Below are 19,657 nucleotides of genomic sequence, written 5' to 3'. Positions count from 1 at the left end.
TCATGAAAAAATTCATCCTTGCAGCTTCTGTACTTGTAGCAGTATATTCTTGCAAAAAAGCAGAAGCATCAACGAAAGAAAATACAACAGAAGCTGCTTCTGAAGCACCAAAAACCAATAATAAAATAGTAACATTAAACGGAGGAATTACAGAAATCGTAAGTGCTTTAGGCCACGAAAAAGAAATTGTTGCAACAGATGTTACAAGTACTTATCCTGCATCTTTAAAAGCTACAGCCAAAGATTTAGGCCACATGAGATCAATGACTATTGAGCCGATCATGGCAGTCTCTCCGACATTAATTTTAGCTTCTGATAAGGATATCAATCCCGAATTAATGGGAAAGATCAAATCTTCAGGAATTAAAACTGAAGTATTCAAACAGGAATATACAGTAGAAGGAACTAAAAAGTTAATAGAATCTGTAGCAAAAGCTATCGGAAATACTGATTACCAGAAGTTAAATGACAAAATTGATGCTGATTTGAAACAAGTACAGCCTATTGCTAAAAAGCCAAAAGTATTGTTCATCTATGCAAGAGGCAATATGCTGATGGTGAGCGGTAAAAATACTCCAATGGCTTCTTTGATTACTCTTGCTGGCGGGGAAAATGCAGTCACTGATTTTGAAGATTTCAAACCATTGACACCTGAAGCCGTTGTAAAAGCTAATCCTGATGTACTGTTCTTCTTTGAAACAGGTTTACAGGGAGCTGGAGGAAATGAAGGAGCCCTTAAAATGCCGGGTGTTTCCCAAACCAATGCAGGGAAAAATAAAAAGATCATAGCAATGGACGGAGGTTTAGTGTCAGGTTTCGGACCGAGACTAGGAGAAGCAGCAGTAGGATTAAACAAACTTTTAATTGAAAGCACAAAGTAAACTATACTTTTATCTTATTATAAGTGCGGTACTGCTTACTATTATAGCAGTACTGTCACTTAATACAGGAGTTTATGATTTCGGAGAAAACTCTCCGTTCATGGCACTGTGGCAATTTATAAAAGGAGATCCCAATTTATCATTGAGTGATAAATATGTGATTTGGGACGTAAGAGCAGCCAGAATCATTATGGCCATTTTAGTAGGAAGTATGTTATCGGTTTCAGGAACGAGTCTTCAGGGGCTTTTCAAGAATCCTTTGGCAACGGGAGATTTAATAGGACTTACATCGGGGGCAACTTTGCTGGCAGCCATTGCGATTGTTTTAGGAGGACATTTCAAAGAATATCTTCCTGAAGCTGTACAATTTTCACTGGTAGGAATAGCCGCTTTTATAGGTTCTTTTCTATCCATGATGTTGGTCTACAGAATTTCAACAAGCGGAGGGAAAACAAATGTCGTCATGATGCTGCTTACCGGAGTGGCAATAACGGCTATCGGGTTTTCTATCACCGGATTTTTGATCTACATCTCAAAAGATGAGCAGCTTAGGGATCTTACTTTCTGGAATTTAGGAAGTCTGGCAGCCGCAACATGGACGAAGAATATCATCCTGGCTATTGTTCTGCTGATTGCTTACATTATTTTACTCCCAAAAGGAAAAGCACTGAATGCAATGATGCTGGGAGAGAAAGACGCACAGCATCTGGGAATCAATGTGGAAAGACTGAAAAAGCAGATTATTATCATTGTTGCATTAATGGTGGGAAGCTGTGTGGCATTCTCAGGAACTATTGGTTTTGTAGGTCTTATTGTACCTTATATTTTAAGGCTTTTATTCAAATCCAATTATGCATTTATTTTGCCGTTATCAGCAATGTGTGGAAGCATTTTGTTATTGACAGCAGATACTTTCAGCAGAAGTATTGTAGCACCTTCAGAACTGCCGATCGGGATTTTGACAGCCTTAATGGGAGGTCCTATTTTTATCGCTATTTTGGTTAAATTTAAAAAATCACTGTAATGATCAAGGCACACCAGATTAATTATAAACATAAAGAATTCCGGATTCTGGACGGGGTAGATGTCTCTCTGGAATACGGTGAATTTCTGGCTATTGTAGGACCCAACGGAGCAGGAAAATCAAGTCTTCTGAGTGTTTTGGCTGATGAAGTGAAATCCGGCAATAACAAAGTTTTGTTTAAAGATAAACCCATTAGAGAATGGCCTATCAAAGAACTTTCAAAACACAAAGCAAAGTTCTCACAACATAACAGCAACGATATTCCGCTTGAGGTAAAAGATGTGATCATGATGGGAAGGTATCCGTATTTCGATGCCCAGCCCGGAAAAGAAGATCTGGAGGCCATGAACAAGATGATGTACGACACCGATATTTTTCACCTCAAAGAAAGAGAATACAATACCCTTTCAGGAGGAGAAAAGCAGCGTGTACACCTTTCAAGAGTAATGGCTCAGCTTGAAAATGATATCGTCCACAAACTGGTTTTTCTGGACGAACCATTGAATAATTTAGATATAAAACATCAGTACAAAGCACTGGAAATTATCAAAAATTTCACAAAAAAAGCCAACAGTGCCATTGTTGTTTTGCATGACCTGAACCTTGCTGCACAATTTGCAGATAAGATTTTATTAATGAAATCAGGACAGGTTTCCGCCTATGGAACGCCACAGGAAGTTTTTACCGCTGAAAATATCAGCAATGCTTATAATTTTCCCTGTACCATCTGCGGACATCCTATTACCAATAACCCAATGATCATTTTTGGATAACCATGGAAAAAGAAGAACTCAAAACCCTTGCACAGAATCTTGCCAATCCTCAGGGAGAAAAAGGCATCGAGATTGGTGAAATGATGAATGCTACTAACATCAGCATGACGTTAGAAAGTATCAAAACACTTGTGATAGATGACGGCCAGCAAATCCTTGAAATAGGACACGGCAATGCCGGACATCTGAAAAGTATCATGAGTCTTGCCAAAAACCTCAGATACACCGGGATTGATATTTCTGAAACCATGCACAATGAAGCCAAAAGACTCAATAAAGAATTTGAAAGCCAGGCAGATTTTGTTTTATATGAAGGTAAAAAACTTCCTTTTCAGGACAGAATTTTCGATAAAATATTTACAGTCAATACCGTGTATTTCTGGGAAAATCCGGTAGAGTTTTTAAACGAAATCTACAGGGTTTTAAAAGATGACGGAACATTCGTTCTTACATTCGGACAAAAAGAGTTCATGGAAAAATTACCGTTTACAGAATATGATTTCACCCTGTACAGCAATATCGAAATGGAAGAGCTGATCTCCAAAAGTCATTTTAAAAGAATGAAAACTTCGGAAAAAGAAGAAGAAATAAAAAGTAAAACAGGAAACGAAACAATACAAAGAATTTATACAATTTTAACCATAAAAAAGTAAAGTAATGAGCACATTAGTTAATGATTTAAAGGAAAAATGGGAAGCTCTGAAAGCAGAAAATCCACATATCAGAATAAGAAATGCCGCAGCACAGTTAGAAGTAAGTGAAGCAGAATTGTTGGCAACAAGCATTGGAGAAGGTGTTACTGTCCTGAATCCGGATTTTCAGGGAATCCTTACAGAAGCTGAGCAGTTAGGAAAAGTAATGGCTCTTACCCGTAATGATGAGTGTGTTCATGAAAGAAAAGGAACTTACCTGAACGGAGATTTCAGCAGTCCTCATGCACAGCTTTTTGTGGGTGAAGATATTGACCTTAGAATTTTCCTTAATCACTGGAAATTTGCTTTTGCAGTATTGGAAGGAGATAAGAAAAGTCTTCAGTTTTTCGGAAAAGATGGCCTGGCACTTCACAAGATTTATTTGACTAAAAATAGCAATGAAGCTGCTTTTGATACGATTGCAGAAAAATTCAAGGCAGAAGATCAGAATCAGGCATTGGCTTTTGAGGCAGTAGCTCCAAAGCAGGCTGAAAAAGCAGATTCTGAAATTGATGTTGAAGGCTTCAAAAAAGCTTGGACAGAGTTGAAAGATACTCATGATTTTTTCATGATGACAAGAAAATATGGAGTAAGCAGAACACAGGCATTAAGATTAGCTCCGGAAGGATTTGCGAAGAAAATCGATAACGCAAAAGTGGTAAACATCCTTGAAGATGCTTCTGAAAAAAATACCCCGATCATGGTTTTCGTTGGAAACAGAGGAATTATCCAGATTCACACAGGAAATGTAAAGAAAACGCTTTGGCACCAGCAATGGTTTAACGTAATGGATCCTGATTTCAACTTACACCTTGATGTAACGAAAATTGCAGAAGCATGGATTGTTAAAAAGCCAACTGAGGACGGAGAAGTAACGGCTATCGAAGTATTCAACAAAGAAGGAGACTTTATTGTTCAGTTCTTCGGAAAAAGAAAACCTGGAATTCCTGAGCTTCAGGAGTGGAAGGACCTTGTAGCGGCTTTAGAAAAGTAATAATTAGATAATTTGAATGAGACCGTTTTGTTTGTGAAATTCAAAGCGGTCTTTTTTATGACAAGTAATCTGCAACTGCCGGAATATTTGTGTAATTTGTGATTAAATATAAAATAAAATGAAAAATATTTTCATAGCGTTACTGCTTGCCGGTTTCTGTTCGTTGAAGGCACAGGAATTAAAAGCGTATCAATTTTATGATAAAAAAGGAAAAGAAATAAAGACAGAAAAGCTGGTAAAAGAACTGGCAGATTATGATGTGGTCTTTTTTGGCGAAAATCATAACAGCTCTATCAATCATTGGCTTCAGCTCAAAATTACAGAAGCTCTGTTTGCAAAAAAGAACGGGCAGCTTATTTTAGGAGCCGAGATGTTTGAAAGAGACAATCAGGCACAGCTGGATCAATATCTGAACGGAAAATTTGATGCTAAGACATTAAAAGACTCAGCCCGTTTATGGAATAATTATGCTACAGATTATAAGCCTCTGGTAGATTTTGCCAAAGATAAAAAGCTGAGTTTTATTGCCACTAATATTCCAAGAAGATATGCTTCCCAGACGGCTAAAGAAGGTCTTGAGTCTTTAAATAAATTAACTGAAAAAGAGAAAGCATACATTGCTCAGCTGCCTATTAAAGTTACTTTAGATACACCTGGATATCCGGAAATGAAAAAGATGATGGGTGATCATGCAGAAGGAACAAAAGTGATGAATTTTATTTCAGCTCAGGCTACAAAAGACGCTACAATGGCAGAATCTATTCTGAAAAATTACCAGGCCGGAAAAACATTTATCCATTACAATGGAAACTATCACAGCAAAGAATTTGGTGGAATCTATTGGTATATCAAACAGAAAAATCCTAATCTGAAAATGGCAGTGATTTCTGTTTTCGAGTCAGAAGATCCTGAACTGAAAGTACCTGCTAAAGACTATATCCCTACAGACTTCAATCTGATTATTCCGGGAGATATGACTAAGACTTTTTAATTATGCACTCGCAGATTGTGCTAATTGAGTAGATCTTTGTCATGCATTAAATATTTTTGAATTGCAGATATTCAATAGGAACGGGCTTTAGCCCGTTTATTTTTTATATCAGCTTCCATTGGCTTCAGCCAAAACTTAAAATTCATGGATAAATAATCATTTTTATTATACAATATTTACCTTTGTACCACATTCAAAAAACATGAAGAAATTATCTACTCTGCTGATCTTTTTTATAGGACTGATCAGTGCCCAGAAACTCAGTTCCAATGAAATTTCAATTATTAATCAGGGAGATATAAATACAGCATTGCCAATCTACCAGACAACGGATGTTAGTCAGCATAAAACATTACTGAATATTTCTTCAGAAGCAGATCCCCTTGATCCGAATACCGCTGTTCTTGTAAAAAGAATGAAAGCGTCTCTTCTTTCCACCGATGGCGGAGTAGGTATTGCAGCGCCTCAGGTAGGAATCAACAGAAAGATCATTTGGGTACAGCGTTTTGACAAAGAAGGAACTCCTTTGGAATATTTTATCAATCCGGTGATTGTATGGCGTTCCGACCTGCAGAATCTTGGTCCTGAAGGTGATTTATCTATTCCTGATTTCAGAGATCAATTCTATAGAAGTAAAGTGATTCAACTGGAATATGTAGATTTGAAAGGACAGAAATATTCAGAAATTGTAGAAGGTTTCACAGCCGTTATTCTTCAGCATGAAATCGACCATCTCTTCGGAATTCTGATCTCCGATAAAAAAGAAAAAGAGAAAAATGATTCTTATAAAAGAGTAGATGCCTATCAGAAAAGTGATGTAATGAAAGACAGAAGGTAATGATGAGTTATGAATTATAAATTATAGCAGTGTGTTATAATTTTGTTTATCCATATCTTACAATGAAATCTTCCCCATCTTCATAATCTGCAGGATCAACGTGTGAAACTACTCCAATATCAGATTGTAAAATACTTTTGAGCTGGTCAAAATACATTTTTTCAGTTTCCTTGGTGCCATTTAAGGTCAGGCTCATAATAAGTTTGTTGTCATCAGTAATGTCTGCACCTACCATAATTTTGTTGGGATTATCATGGTATTTATTCCAATAAAAAGTCTGGGTGATGGCAGGTGTTTCAATGAAATAGCCGATCATTTCATCTTCTGTTTTAAAGATATAATTTTTGTCATGTCTAGGATAGGTATAATTCAGATTTAATTTTTCGTAACCGGGAAGAAATGTATTCAATACCAAATCGATTGTCTTTCTTGCCTTTTGCCCCGCATACACCTGACAAACAATATCTATAATAATTTCCATAGTATAAAATTACTCAATTTTTAAGATAATAAATAACAGACTCTATCTTTTAAAATCAATGCAATCATCTGTGTTCATCTGTGAAATCTTTGGTTAAAAATAAAATAAAAAGGAGCTGCTTCCATGGAAACAGCTCCTTTCGTTATAACTATGCTTAAAAAAATTGGATTAATCGTTGTTGGTTACTGATAATTTCACCTCCATATTATTTCTGGTAGCATTAGAGTAAGGGCAGATCTGGTGTGCTTTTTCTGTCAGATCCTGTGCTTCTTCAAGAGAAACTCCCGGGATATTGACATCAAGTTCTGCTGCCAGACCGAAGCCTCCATTTTCAAGTTGTCCTATGCTCACCTGAGCGGTAACAGTGGTTTCCCCTGTTTTTACTTTAGAAAGGCTGATTACTCTGTTCAGAGCGCTGTCGAAACATGCAGAATATCCGGCTGCAAAAAGCATTTCAGGATTTGCGAAATCATCATTGGCTCCTCCCAGATTTTTGGGCATTCTTACTTCAAGGTCCAACACTCCGTTTTCACTTTTTACATGTCCGTTTCTGCCTCCTTTAGCAGTTACCTGAGTTGTATATAACGTTTTCATTTATTTTTCTATTTTGTTTAATATTTTTAGTACGGTGTCTTTAAGATGCAGCAGTTCTTCCGGCTGTATTCCAAGCTTTTCCTGAATTTTTCCCGGAATTTCACATGCTTTTTTCTGAAGCTGTTTTCCAGCTTCGTCTAAAAATACTTCAACCACTCTTTCGTCCTCTTTTTTTCTTTTTCTGTTGATAAATCCTTTAGACTCCAGTCTTTTCAGAAGAGGTGTTAAAGTTCCGCTGTCCAGATACAGTTTTTCTCCGATATGCGTTACCGTAAGTCCGTCGCCTTCCCATAATACCATCATAACAAGGTATTGCGGATACGTCATGTCCAGCTCATCGAGGAAAGGACGGTAAAGTCCTGTAATCTCCTTGGCAATAACATACAGCGGGAAGCAAATCTGGTTTTCTAGTTTGGGTGTTTTCGGATTTTCCATAATGTTGAGTACGAAAGATTCGATGAAGGTATTACTTTTTTATGATAAATTCATCCATTGGAATTCTGACTTTTTTCATAGAAGACAGCCAGTCATTAGCTTCATCACGGTATCCAAGATATAAAAGAGTTACACTTTTTAATCCTAATTCTTTTAATCCCAGTACTTCATCTACTACAGCATTGTTGAATCCTTCTGCCGGAGTACTGTCGATTTTCAGTTCTGCAGCCTGTGCAAGGGCAATTCCTAACGCAATGTAAGTCTGACGGGCAGTATGTGCAAAATGCTCTTCAGAAGTTTGTGCTCCGTACATTTTCTTGATTGTATCAGTATAGCTTCCGAAACGGCCTCTTGGAAGGTCTCTTACATCCGTATGATAATCGTAAACTTTGTCAATTTTTTCATTAGAATAGCTGTCCCATGCTGCAAAGACCAAAACGTGAGAAGAATCTCTCATTACTTCAGGGTTTAAAGCTCCGGCTACCATTTTCTCTTTCAATTCCTGGTTTTCTACTACAATAATTCGGAAAGGCTGTAATCCGGATGAAGTAGGAGCAAGTCTTGCTGATTCTAAAATAGTAGTAAGATCTTCCTGTGAAATTTTTTTGTTCGGGTCATAAGCTTTTACAGCGTGTCTCCAGTTTAGGTTTTCTATTAATGACATTTTTTCTTTTGTTTTAAATTAAACTACTTGGGTTATTAAACTTCCTGATTGTCTGTTGAGGTAGAATAACACTGCAAATATACAAGCAATTTAATTGTGTGCAATTTAATTTTAAAAGATTTTATTGATGACGATTATTGATGAATTAAAATAAACAGAAGGTATGTGATATGCTTTTAAGTTATTTCCGCATGATTCGGATTTTTTTTAACTCTTTGTATTCCAATCTTTGCAATAGAAATTTACACTAAAAACAATGGAGAAATTTAAAAATAAAACGGCTTTAATAACCGGAGGAACCAATGGGATGGGCATGGCTACCGCCCAGAAATTCATCGAAGAAGGAGGAAAAGTTATTATCACGGGAAGAAGTGAAGAAACGGTAAATACCGCTTTAAAGAAACTCGGAGAAATGGCTTCTGGAATCGTATCCAACGCGGGGAATATAAAAGACCTGATGAAACTTCAGCAGGAAGTCAGAAAGTATACCGAACAGATTGATCTGGTTTTTGCCAATGCAGGATACGGAAGATTTGCTCCTGTAGAATATGTAGATGAAAATCAGTTTGACGAACTTTTTAATCTACTGGTAAAAGGTCCTTTTTTTACAGTGCAGCAGGTATTACCATTAATGAAAAGCGGAAGTTCCATTATTTTTAATACCTCCGTGGCGACGGATATTGCGATGGCTAATTTTTCGGTGTATTCTGCGGCCAAATCAGCAGTACAGTCTTTCATTAAAACATTTGCTGTTGAACTTACAGAACGGGGCATCCGGGTCAACGGAGTGAGTCCGGGGCATATTAAAACCAATATTTTTAATAATACAGGTTTAACCAGAGAGCAGATTGAAAGCGCAATTCATGATATTATTCCTACAATCCCTTTCAAAAGACAGGGTGAGCCGTCAGAAATAGCCAATGTAGTTCTGTTTCTTGCTTCAGAGGAAGCGTCATATATCCATGGCGCTGAAATAAAAGTGGATGCCGGAATTTCTGTGATCAGGTAAAGGCAGTATGCTTCAGCAAGATAAAAGGTTATTTGACCTCATTAATTTCTTTGATGATATTGGTCTTATTTTCAATACCAATATTATAGGCCTTACTTTTCTTAATGCTTTGGGTCGCTTTTTCGATAAGAGTTTTATAATCCGGCGATTTTTTTGAAATATAAAAAACCTGAGCACTGATTCCAATGGCAACACGTACCACTTCATTGGGTTTATCCGGATCTTCAGTGATATTGGAAATAGTGGCATTATTATACCAGGTTAAATTCTGTGAACTGGAATTACCGGAACAGGATGTAATCATAATAAAAAGTAATAGTAAATAGGACCAGGCTCTCATAGCAAAAAATATTAAGTAAAAAGCTCCTGCAATGTATTAAAATAAATGCAGGAGCTCTGTATAAATTAGTTAAAATCCACAGCTTCCTACGCTAGGTGCAGGAGAAGGAGAACATCCTGAAAGGGATGAGAAGATATTCAATACACAATTGGTATTTACATAATTGTTATCATACAGTAAAGATCCTGACGGGCTTCTGTAGTATACATTACCTGCTGTATTGGCAAATGAAGATACAGACGCAGATCCACAGCCTGTATTGGTACATGCTGCTCTCCATGCTGCATCAGTTACAGGACCGCTGGAGAATAATGATGGATCAATGATTCTTTTTTCAACAATTCCGGAAGCATTTTTAAAGCTTACCAATATGGCTACGTGATATACCCATGATACACAGCATGTTCCTGTAGAAGCTCTCAGGTTACCATATACAAATTGTTTTTCACAGTCATATCCTGCATTCAATAGTATTTGTCTCATTTTATGAGCTCTTGCGTAGCATCCGTCCACAGGATATCTGAATGTGATACACGGAGAAGAAGCTGTAGAAGTTCCGCAAGCCTGGTTTTTAATTTGAGTAAATAAGCTGTTTAGCGTTGCAAGGTTAGGAATAACACTTACTGCTTTTTTACTGTCACCCCTTTCTTCCTTGTTGAATACAGATTTGAAATAACGAATATCTTCATCTGTTGCTTTGTCTACTTTTGCGATTTCGCTGGTATTGGTTTTAAGGAAAATATGAACAGGAGTTTCATTTTCAACTGCCTGTCTGATCATGGAAATATAACCTGCATTTTCTTTACTGTCCTTAATGTAGTAGGGCTGGGCAGTAACCATAAATGAGATTTTAAATTTCCCATCTTCTTTTTCAATCCCTACCGGAACAGTTTTGCCGAAATCTTTCATTGCAATTTCGTTTGACTCTTTGGCAACAAGATTCGGGTCCTGATTGGCATTGGAATCTGAACAGGCGTTGAATGACAGCATCGTCACAAACACCATCATGGATAACAGAAATTTTTTCATAGTTTTTATATTTTGGTGGTTAATTTTTAGTGAACTTTTAATGATAATAGTTCACTATTTTGTGATATTAAAAGTAGTAAAAAATAAAACATGTGCAAGATTTTTTTTCCAATAAGATAAATTATTCTTTCATTTTATTGATTTTATGATATTGAAAATGGTAAAAAACTAATGATTATGGTGGTAATTGAGAAAAACATTTTTTTTGATTTTAAGTCTGGATTCTTGCGGAATAACAAACCATGGATAAACCTCAATTTCAATTGTGTCATTCCATAGGAATCTAAATGTTCTGATAGATATAAAATATTACTTAAACTAAAAAACCAGTTTCAACATTTGAAACTGGTTTTTTATATTTTGAGTCCACTGACTATTTGTAAATGAGTTCTGCCTGGAAAACGTCAGCAAAATGTCTTCTGATCTTTGCTTTTAATTCTTCCATTTCTTCCGGTGTCAGTTCTCTTTCAAGCTCTCTCTTTAAAGAAGTCACCTGCTTATCTTTGATCCCACATGGAATGATATATTCAAAATAACGCATATCCGTATTTACATTTAATGCGAAACCATGAAGGGTAACCCATCTTGAGGCTTTCACTCCCATAGCACACATCTTTCTGGCATAAGGTTTCCCCACATCCAGCCAAACTCCCGTTTCTCCCGGAGAACGTTCTCCTTTAATGCCATATTCGGCGATGGTTCTGATGATCACTTCTTCCAGATTTCTCATATATAAATGAATGTCTGTAAAAAAGTTTTCAAGATCCAGAATAGGGTAGCCTACAACCTGTCCGTAGCCATGATAGGTAATATCCCCGCCACGGTTTACCTTTACGAAAGTGGCATCAATCTCTTTCAGCTTATCAAGGCCGGCCAGCATATTCTCTTCATGCCCGCTTTTTCCTAAAGTATATACATGAGGATGCTCTACAAAAAGAAGGTGATTGGGAGTGGTACTATGCTGTTCTGCAGGAAGATCTCTGTTTTTTATCTTGGTATCAATGATATTTTTCATCAGCTGCTCCTGATAATCCCAGGCTGGCTGATATTCTTTGACCCCTAAATCTTCAAATTCTACTGATTTATTTTGATTTGTATTCATTTCAATTTTTGATATACAAATTTAGTGAATTTTACCCTTTGATGGAATGGATAAAATCTATGGCACTTTTATTCCAGTCTTTATCCTGAAGCAAAATATTCACAAAGGCTGTACCTATGATACCGCCATCTGCTTTTTCCGTTACATTTTCAAAATCCTCTTTCGATTTGATTCCGAATCCGATCATCACAGGATTTTTAAACGGAAGGGATGCTATCCTGGAAAGGTAGTTCTCATTTTTTAAAACTGCATTTTCATTTCCTGTTGTAGAGGAAGAGCTTACCGCATACAGAAACCCTGAACTTAAAGAATCCAGATAAATCATTCTTTCATCAGTCGTTTCAGGAGTGATCAGAAAGGTAAAATTAAGGTTATTTTGCTGTAGAATCTTCTGATAATTTTTCTCAAACTCAATAGGAGGAAGGTCCGGAAGAATCAGTCCTGAAACACCGCTTTCGGCACACGCTGCACAGAATTTTTCAAATCCGAAACTTAAAACCGGATTGATATATCCCATCAGAATAATTGGAATTCTGATTTCGTTTTTGACTGCTTTTAATTGAGACAGCAGTTTTTCAATTGTCATTCCGTTTTGTAAAGCCAGTTCATGAGCTTTCTGAATCACCGGTCCGTCTGCCACCGGATCAGAATAGGGCATTCCGATTTCGATCATATCTGCTCCGGAATCCTGAATCAGTTTTATAATATCAGCGGTATCTTCCAAGTGAGGAATTCCTGCGGTGAAGTATATATTTAGTTTTTTCATTTCTTTCTTTATTGTATTGATGTATTCATGTAAAATGTATTTATGATCAGGTTTCATCTATAAAGTCATTTTAAATGAATACTTTTTTACATTTTACAAATTTTTCAGATACGTTTCCATATCCTTATCTCCACGGCCGCTCAGACAAATGACTACGACATCATTTTCCTTAAATTTCTTCTTGTCCAGAACAGCAAGAGCATGAGAACTTTCCAATGCAGGAATAATCCCTTCCAGTCTGGTGAGTTCAAAAGCACATTTTAAGGCTTCATCATCATTAATGCTAAAGAATTCAGCACGTTTTTCTTTAAATAAATGGGCATGAAAAGGCCCGATTCCCGGATAATCCAGTCCTGCAGAGATAGAATGAGGCTCTATAACCTGGCCGTCCTCTGTCTGCATTACAAGACTTTTACTTCCGTGAAGTACACCAAGAGTTCCTAAAAAGGTAGTAGCAGCAGACTTTCCGGAATCTACTCCCAGACCGCCGGCTTCAGCAGCAATAATTTTCACATCTTTTTCCTCTACAAAATGATAAAAAGTTCCTGCCGCATTACTTCCGCCACCTACACAGGCAATCACATAATCAGGGTTTTCTCTTCCTATTTTTTCTTTAAGCTGCTCTTTAATCTCTTTTGAAATAATGCTCTGAAATCTTGCAACGAGATCGGGGAATGGGTGAGGACCTACCACGCTTCCGATCACATAATGAGTGGTCTGAGGGTTGTTGATCCAGTCTCTTAATGCTTCATTTACTGCATCTTTAAGGGTTTTTGATCCTGAAGTAGCTGGCACAACTTCCGCACCCAGCATTTTCATTCTTGCTACATTCGGGGCCTGTCTCTGGATATCAATTTCTCCCATATAGACAATGCATTCCAAGCCAAGTAAAGCACACGCTGTAGCAGTGGCAACACCATGCTGCCCGGCTCCGGTTTCAGCAATAATTCTGGTTTTTCCAAGACGTTTCGCCAACAGAACCTGTCCCAGAGCGTTATTGATCTTATGCGCTCCGGTATGGTTGAGGTCTTCACGTTTTAAATAAATCTGAGTCTGGTATTTCTTACTTAGATTTTTAGCAAAATATAATGGGGTAGCTCTTCCGACATAATTTTTCAGCAAATCCTGATACTCAGCCTGAAAATCTTCAGATTCTATAATTTCAAGATAGCTTTTTTGTAATTCTTCTACATTAGGATAGAGCATTTCGGGGATAAAAGCTCCTCCGAACTCTCCATAATATCCGTTTTCATCGGGGTTTTTATAATTCATTTTTTTATTCTTTAGTCATTAAATAAGCATTATTCTGCAAGCTCAGCTGATAGAGCACTTCTTTTGTTTCCTTTGAAACATTAAAGATCAAAATATCATCATCTTCAGAGTTTATCCATTCCGAACCTATACTTTCTTTGATCATTTTGGCTTTGTCATAAAGAATTTCAACTGCACATTTTTCATAAAAAGGACGAAGATCCGAATGACAGAAACCAATAGTATCCAGATTTCTCTGAATAACATTCTCTTTGAAATGATGGATCAAAGCTGCTCCATACCCTTTCTTTTTATGAGCAGAAACAAGTCCTACAGCTTCAGCAAAAGAGTAATTAGTTCCGGCTATTTTTAATGTAAAATCAAAATTTACACGAATCAGTGCCAATATATTTTCATCTGTATCCAGTATAAAATGAAATTCCGAATCTTTGAAAAAAGTCCGGAAATAGGCAGATTTCATAGTGTTCCAGGCAGAAATATCCCAAAGCTGCAAGATATGTTCTATCTCGTTTTCCGTTAAATCCTTAGTTTCTTTTATCTGATATTTCATGGGTTCAAACTATTAATAAATGTAAGATGGTAATCGTGTTGTTGTTTGGTAATCAGTTTTTTATAATATAATAATTCTATTTTATGCATCAAATCAATTAAAGTAGCTTTATCTATTTTGGATTGATACATGGTAATGGCAATTTCCAGGTTATCAATTAGATAATAAGAATCGGCGTCTTCATACAGCAGGAATATTTTAGCATAAATCAATCCTAAATCATATTTTATAACTGATCTTACATGGTTTTCCAGAAACTTATCCGAAATAATCACAAGATAATAGCTGTTCCACAGACTGATTCTTTCAAAAAAATACTGGATATCGTTTTCCTGAAAATCCTTAATAATATCAATGAACTCAGACAGTAATCCGCCAACTTCCCAATGTTCTATATTACTGTCATTCTCAGCAACAAAATGATACAGAGACTGGATTTTTTCATTCCCGAACTTAGGAGGGAATAAGGTTTTATAAAATGTCTTTTTTAGCAAGTGTATGTTCATCATTGTGTTTTTTTAGTTGATATATCTTTTACTGATATAGGGTTTTAAATTTTTTTATGCGGTCAGCATCTTTATTTCCGGGTTCCGTTTCAAATTTTGAATTGATATCCAAAGCATATGGTTTTTGTTGCAATACTTTAATATTTCCAATGTTTTCTTCTGAAATACCTCCACTTAAAAAATAGGGCAGAGGAATCGTAAGGTCGTTCAATAAAGTCCAGTCGAACTGTTTTCCCGTTCCGCCGAATGCTTTCCCGTCTGTATCGAACAGGTAATAGGAGATAGGTGACAGATTGCCGGTTGCCGGTTGCAGACTGAAAGTTTGTAATATTTTATTTTTGGTTTCTGAATTATTGTTTCCTATTCTTATCACTTTAATGATCCTGACTTCCGGAGCAAGTTTTTGTTTTAATTCAGCAATGAAACTATAGCTTTCATCGCCATGAAGCTGGACAAAATTTAATCCTGCTTTTTGAACAATTTTGAGAATGATATCAGATTCTTCATTCACAAAAACACCTGTTTTCCCGTGATGGTCAATAGCAGAGATCTCTTCCAGACTCAGATGATTCAAAACATATCTTGGTGATTTTTCATAGAAGATGAAGCCAAGGAAATCTATGTTCATAGCGATCAGCTCCTGAATCTGGTCTAATTGCGTTAAACCACATACTTTGAGTCGGGGAGTGCTGGAAGGTTGCTGGTTCATGATCAGAGATGGTTTATATATTAAATTTGTACTGAGAAATTTTCAAATGCTTTGGCCGGATTCGTATTTTTCATAAAATATTCTCCCATCAGGAAGCCGTCAAATCCTTTTTCCTTTAAAAACTGAAAATCTTCAAGGTTGTAAATGCCGCTTTCCGCTACAGATAAAACGTCTTTGGGAAGCTGGTTTTTCAACTGAACAGAATGTTGAAGATCCACTTTGAAATCCTTAAGGTTTCGGTTGTTGATACCCACAATATCAATTCTTGAATTAAAATGTTTCAGTTCATCTTCCGTATGAATTTCCAGCAAAATTTCCATTTTAAGTTCATGGGCAAGTGCCGTGAATTCTTCTACCTGAGCAGGTGAAAGACAGGACGCAATCAATAAAATAACATCTGCTCCTATGCTTTTGGCTTCATAGAACTGGTATTCATCAATCATGAAATCTTTTCGCAGGATCGGAATTTTAATATCATTTCTTACGCTTAGGATATCATTTAAATTTCCTCCAAAAAAATCATGATCGGTCAGGATGGAAATTCCGCTGGCTCCAAAATTTTCATATGCTGAAACCACTTCTAAAGGCCCTACATTATTATTGATAATCCCTTTTGAAGGAGACTGTCTTTTAAATTCAGCGATAATCCCGCTTTTATTTTTGATAGATTCTTTCAAAGAATGGGTTTTTCTTTCAAAAAATCCTGAGTTTTTTAATCGGTCAAGAGATATGCGTGACTTTGCTCCGGCAATCTCCAACTTTTTTCGTTCAATAATTTTATCCAGTATAGTCATTTTTGTGTTTAAAATTTAGGATGAATTTTAATTAATCAAGAGATTAAAACTGTTTAATGCTTTTCCGCTTTGCAGACTTTCCTTAGCTAAAAGAAGACAATCATCATATGTTCCGAATTTATGAGTGTTGTAAAGAGCTACTGAAGCATTCGCTAGAATCACAGAATTTTGTTGTTCTGTACCTTTCCCTTCCAGAATATTCATAAATGTTTTGGCGGTTTCCTGAGTAGAAACTCCTGCTTTAATATCTTCCAGTGTTACAGGTTTAAAGCCTAAATCTTCTGCAGAATAGATTTCTTCCCCGTTTTTTGTAATGATTTTGCTGTCGTCTGTAAGGCTTATTTCATCATATCCGTCAAGGCCATGTACAAGAACAAACTCATGTTCCTCTTTTTGAAGGAGATATTGATAAATTCTTGCAATTTCCAGGTTGTACACTCCAATCATTGAATATTTGGGTTTTGCAGGATTAACTAAGGGTCCCAAAAGGTTAAAAAATGTTCTTAATCCCAAAGATTTTCTCAATAATCCAACCGATTGCAGCGCAGGATGGAAATAGGGAGCATGTAAAAAGCAGATGTTGGCTCTTTCAAGGTCTTCATTCAATTGTTCCGAACTGTTTTTGAACTCATATCCAAGTTCTTCCAGTACATTGGATGAACCTGTGGTAGTGGAAGCTCCATAATTTCCATGTTTGGTTACCTTCTGCCCGGCTCCGGCCACCACAAAGCTGGCTAATGTAGATATATTGATCGTATCTTTTCCGTCACCTCCTGTTCCCACAATGTCAATGGTATCACCTGCATCTATATCTGCAGGAACAGCCATCTGAAGCAGAGCCTCTCTGAAGCCTTCCACTTCTTTCAGGGTAATATTTCTCATCAGGAAGACACTGATAAAGGCTGTAACTTCTGCAGAGTTGAACTTATTCTGTGCAATCTCAATCATAGTAGCCTTAGCTTCTGATTTTGAAAGCGTATTATGGTTGAAGAGGTATTGCAGTATTTCTTTCATTTGTGGAGTTTTTATTATTGTTGATGAGATTTCTGATGTTTTCACGGCAAAAGAAAGTTTTTAATGATGACTTCTCCTTCGGGGGTTAAAATACTCTCAGGGTGAAACTGTACTCCGTGTACATCATAGGTTTTGTGCTGTAAGGCCATGATCATTCCGTCTTTGTCTACGGCTGTGACTTCCAGCTCTTCCGGAAAACCTTCGGGATTTACTGCCCAGCTGTGGTATCTGCCCACTTCCAGTCCTGAACTTAAATTTTTGAAAAGTTTTGTATTCTCTTTTACCAGTTCAGTAGTCGTTGCCACCCCGTGGAAAATTTCAGTCAGGTTAATAAGATTTCCTCCGAAAGCTTCAGCGATAGCCTGTTGTCCGAGACATACTCCAAGAATGCTTTTCGTAGGGGCATATTCTTTAATAAGGTCTAATAAAATACCTGCTTCTTCAGGAATTCCAGGTCCCGGTGAGAGGATGATCTTGTCATATTTTCCAATTTCTTCAAGCGTAATTTCATCATTTCTTACCACATCCACTCTTTGATTCAGAATTCTTTCGATAATCTGAACGAGGTTATAAGTGAAGCTGTCATAATTGTCAAAAACGAGAACTTTAAGCGGAGTCTGCTGAGTGTTTATATTGTTGTTCATTTCTTTTTTGTTAGGTTGTTTTTTTTGCTAGTTGCTAGTTGCTAGTTGCTAGTTGCTAGTTGCTAGTTGCTAGTTGATTGGAACTATTTTATTTTTCAACTATTTTTTCTGCTTTTTCAACTGCTTTTTTGAGGGCATTCAGCTTATTATTGACTTCCTGCAGTTCATTTTCCGGAACTGATTTTGCTACAATACCGGCACCGGCCTGGTAAAAGAGTGTATTATTTTTACTTAGGAAAGTTCTGATCATGATAGCCTGGTTGCAGGTACCATTTAATCCGATAATTCCTATACAACCTCCATAATATCCGCGGGAATCTTTTTCATATTGATTAATAAGTTGAAGAGCCTTATGCTTCGGGGCGCCGCTCAATGTTCCCTGAGGGAAAGTCGCGGAAACCATTTCAAGAGGGTTGATATTATCTTCCACATCTGCGGTCACTTCACTTACCATATGAATCACGTGAGAGAACAGCTGGATTTCTTTAAGTTTGGTAACCGTTACATTTTTTCCGAGTTTTCCAAGGTCATTTCTTGCCAGGTCAACCAGCATGGTATGTTCTGCATTTTCTTTAGGATCAGCTTTTAAAACCTCGATAGCTTCGAGATCCGTTTCCAGATTTCCTGTTCTTTTGGATGTTCCGGCAATCGGGTGAATGATTGCTTTATTGTCTTTTATAATTAATTGGCTTTCAGGGCTTGATCCAAACAGTTTGTAATTTCCATAATCAAAATAGAAAAGATACGGAGAAGGGTTGATGTTTCTTAAAGCACGGTATACATTGAATTCATCTCCCTTGAATTTCTGCTCAAATCTTCTGCTCAGAACCAATTGGAAGACATCTCCGCGCATGCAGTGCTTTTGGGCGGTTTTTACCAGCTCAATATAATCTTCATCAGTAATATTGGAAGTTTCCTCATTAGTTTTTTCGAAAGGGTACACCGGGGTATTCTGATTTTTAATAAGATTTTCTAACAGATGAAACTCAGATTTTACTCCATCAATAGAGTTTTCAATAATATGCATTTCATCGTTGAAATGATTGATAGCGATTACATATTGGTATAATCTGTATCTCAGAACAGGGATTTCAACTTCCTTGCTTTGTGCTTTGAGATTGATATTTTCGAAAAACTGTACCGCTTCAAAGCTTGTATAGCCAAAAAGACTCTGAGCTGTCTGTTCTATTGGATCGTTGGTGGCTTCACATTTAAAGATATTCCTGAATTCCTCAAATATATCGGTGATATTGCGCTCCGTCATGAATTGCTTTACAGGAGCAGAAGCAGGAAGCTTGATTTCGTATTCGCTGAGGTTTTTCACTTCAATTCCTGCAATGGCATTTACAGCGATGAAGGAAAAATTGTTATCAATACTTTTTGAATCCGAGCTTTCCAGAAGAATCGTATCACGGAACTTATCCCTTATCTTAAGGTAAATATTCATGGGAGTATGAAGATCTCCCAGAGTTTTTTTCGAAACAGTTTTTATTTTAATTATGTCAGTAAACATCTTGTTGTTGTTTTTATAAAGTTGAGGAATAAAAAAAGGCTT

At 36.8% G+C, this 19,657-nt stretch carries 24 protein-coding genes; 8 read left to right on the top strand and 16 right to left on the bottom strand.

Going from position 1 to position 19,657, the window contains the following annotated elements:
- Positions 1-2 precede the first annotated feature (2 nt).
- From FW781_RS14290 to FW781_RS14260, 7 genes are all read left to right on the top strand, one after another.
- Complete coding sequence (locus tag FW781_RS14290; protein WP_149388041.1) at positions 3-881, top strand: heme/hemin ABC transporter substrate-binding protein; 879 nt, start codon at positions 3-5, stop codon at positions 879-881.
- Positions 865-1,905 (top strand): FecCD family ABC transporter permease, encoded by a 1,041-nt coding sequence (locus FW781_RS14285; RefSeq protein ID WP_149388040.1) that lies wholly within the window; start codon positions 865-867, stop codon positions 1,903-1,905. Before FW781_RS14290 ends, FW781_RS14285 begins: the two co-directional genes overlap by 17 nt.
- Positions 1,905-2,678, top strand: a complete 774-nt coding sequence (locus tag FW781_RS14280; RefSeq protein WP_149388039.1) for a heme ABC transporter ATP-binding protein — start codon at positions 1,905-1,907, stop codon at positions 2,676-2,678. Before FW781_RS14285 ends, FW781_RS14280 begins: the two co-directional genes overlap by 1 nt.
- Positions 2,679-2,680: 2 nt before the next feature.
- Positions 2,681-3,331, top strand: coding sequence for a class I SAM-dependent methyltransferase (locus FW781_RS14275; RefSeq protein WP_149388038.1), 651 nt, complete (start codon positions 2,681-2,683; stop codon positions 3,329-3,331).
- Between the two features lie 4 nt (positions 3,332-3,335).
- A complete protein-coding gene (locus FW781_RS14270) occupies positions 3,336-4,364 on the top strand; it encodes a hemin-degrading factor (protein ID WP_149388037.1) in 1,029 nt (342 codons plus the stop codon).
- 118 nt (positions 4,365-4,482) lie between these two features.
- Positions 4,483-5,355, top strand: a complete 873-nt coding sequence (locus FW781_RS14265) for a ChaN family lipoprotein (RefSeq protein ID WP_149388036.1) — start codon at positions 4,483-4,485, stop codon at positions 5,353-5,355.
- A gap of 202 nt (positions 5,356-5,557) precedes the next feature.
- A complete protein-coding gene (locus tag FW781_RS14260; RefSeq protein ID WP_149388035.1) occupies positions 5,558-6,193 on the top strand; it encodes a peptide deformylase in 636 nt (211 codons plus the stop codon).
- Between the two features lie 46 nt (positions 6,194-6,239).
- On the opposite strand, the gene FW781_RS14255 is transcribed toward FW781_RS14260, so the two are convergent.
- From FW781_RS14255 to FW781_RS14240, 4 genes are all read right to left on the bottom strand, one after another.
- Positions 6,240-6,674, bottom strand: coding sequence for a hypothetical protein (locus FW781_RS14255; protein WP_149388034.1), 435 nt, complete (start codon positions 6,672-6,674; stop codon positions 6,240-6,242).
- Positions 6,675-6,842: 168 nt separating this feature from the next.
- On the bottom strand, positions 6,843-7,268 hold the full coding sequence (locus FW781_RS14250; RefSeq protein ID WP_149388033.1) for an organic hydroperoxide resistance protein: 426 nt from the start codon (positions 7,266-7,268) through the stop codon (positions 6,843-6,845).
- Positions 7,269-7,703 (bottom strand): MarR family winged helix-turn-helix transcriptional regulator, encoded by a 435-nt coding sequence (locus FW781_RS14245; protein WP_149388032.1) that lies wholly within the window; start codon positions 7,701-7,703, stop codon positions 7,269-7,271.
- 31 nt (positions 7,704-7,734) lie between these two features.
- Complete coding sequence (locus FW781_RS14240; RefSeq protein WP_149388031.1) at positions 7,735-8,367, bottom strand: NAD(P)H-dependent oxidoreductase; 633 nt, start codon at positions 8,365-8,367, stop codon at positions 7,735-7,737.
- A 256-nt stretch (positions 8,368-8,623) separates the two neighbouring features.
- On the opposite strand from FW781_RS14240, the gene FW781_RS14235 reads away from it, so the two are divergent.
- On the top strand, positions 8,624-9,376 hold the full coding sequence (locus FW781_RS14235; RefSeq protein ID WP_149388030.1) for an SDR family oxidoreductase: 753 nt from the start codon (positions 8,624-8,626) through the stop codon (positions 9,374-9,376).
- Positions 9,377-9,404: 28 nt separating this feature from the next.
- Here the strand turns inward: FW781_RS14235 and FW781_RS14230 are convergent, their stop codons facing one another.
- From FW781_RS14230 to FW781_RS14175, 12 genes are all read right to left on the bottom strand, one after another.
- The gene (locus tag FW781_RS14230) at positions 9,405-9,680 is read right to left on the bottom strand and encodes a hypothetical protein (protein ID WP_149388029.1); all 276 of its coding nucleotides are present in this window, start codon (positions 9,678-9,680) and stop codon (positions 9,405-9,407) included.
- Between the two features lie 105 nt (positions 9,681-9,785).
- Positions 9,786-10,745 (bottom strand): protein-glutamine glutaminase, encoded by a 960-nt coding sequence (locus tag FW781_RS14225; RefSeq protein ID WP_149388028.1) that lies wholly within the window; start codon positions 10,743-10,745, stop codon positions 9,786-9,788.
- A 373-nt stretch (positions 10,746-11,118) separates the two neighbouring features.
- Entirely contained in the window at positions 11,119-11,847 is a 729-nt protein-coding gene (gene lipB, locus FW781_RS14220; protein WP_149388027.1) for a lipoyl(octanoyl) transferase LipB, read from the bottom strand.
- Between the two features lie 31 nt (positions 11,848-11,878).
- Positions 11,879-12,613, bottom strand: a complete 735-nt coding sequence (gene trpA / locus FW781_RS14215) for a tryptophan synthase subunit alpha (protein ID WP_206753767.1) — start codon at positions 12,611-12,613, stop codon at positions 11,879-11,881.
- Positions 12,614-12,706: 93 nt separating this feature from the next.
- On the bottom strand, positions 12,707-13,885 hold the full coding sequence (trpB, locus tag FW781_RS14210) for a tryptophan synthase subunit beta (RefSeq protein ID WP_149388025.1): 1,179 nt from the start codon (positions 13,883-13,885) through the stop codon (positions 12,707-12,709).
- Between the two features lie 4 nt (positions 13,886-13,889).
- Positions 13,890-14,435, bottom strand: a complete 546-nt coding sequence (locus FW781_RS14205) for a GNAT family N-acetyltransferase (protein WP_149388024.1) — start codon at positions 14,433-14,435, stop codon at positions 13,890-13,892.
- Entirely contained in the window at positions 14,432-14,944 is a 513-nt protein-coding gene (locus FW781_RS14200) for a hypothetical protein (protein ID WP_149388023.1), read from the bottom strand. The genes FW781_RS14205 and FW781_RS14200 overlap by 4 nt, the downstream gene beginning before the upstream one ends.
- 25 nt (positions 14,945-14,969) lie before the next feature.
- On the bottom strand, positions 14,970-15,650 hold the full coding sequence (locus FW781_RS14195) for a phosphoribosylanthranilate isomerase (protein WP_149388022.1): 681 nt from the start codon (positions 15,648-15,650) through the stop codon (positions 14,970-14,972).
- Between the two features lie 20 nt (positions 15,651-15,670).
- On the bottom strand, positions 15,671-16,444 hold the full coding sequence (gene trpC, locus FW781_RS14190; RefSeq protein ID WP_149388021.1) for an indole-3-glycerol phosphate synthase TrpC: 774 nt from the start codon (positions 16,442-16,444) through the stop codon (positions 15,671-15,673).
- A gap of 27 nt (positions 16,445-16,471) precedes the next feature.
- Positions 16,472-17,458 (bottom strand): anthranilate phosphoribosyltransferase, encoded by a 987-nt coding sequence (trpD, locus tag FW781_RS14185; RefSeq protein ID WP_149388020.1) that lies wholly within the window; start codon positions 17,456-17,458, stop codon positions 16,472-16,474.
- Between the two features lie 41 nt (positions 17,459-17,499).
- On the bottom strand, positions 17,500-18,102 hold the full coding sequence (locus tag FW781_RS14180; protein WP_149388019.1) for an anthranilate synthase component II: 603 nt from the start codon (positions 18,100-18,102) through the stop codon (positions 17,500-17,502).
- Positions 18,103-18,190: 88 nt separating this feature from the next.
- Positions 18,191-19,615 carry an anthranilate synthase component I family protein gene (locus tag FW781_RS14175; RefSeq protein ID WP_172625729.1) on the bottom strand — a complete coding sequence of 475 codons (1,425 nt, stop codon included), beginning with the start codon at positions 19,613-19,615 and terminating at the stop codon, positions 18,191-18,193.
- Positions 19,616-19,657: the final 42 nt, after the last annotated feature.

It is taken from the genome of Chryseobacterium panacisoli (genome assembly GCF_008274625.1).
Lineage (GTDB): Bacteria > Bacteroidota > Bacteroidia > Flavobacteriales > Weeksellaceae > Chryseobacterium > Chryseobacterium panacisoli.
This window is presented reverse-complemented; position numbering and strand designations above follow the sequence as displayed.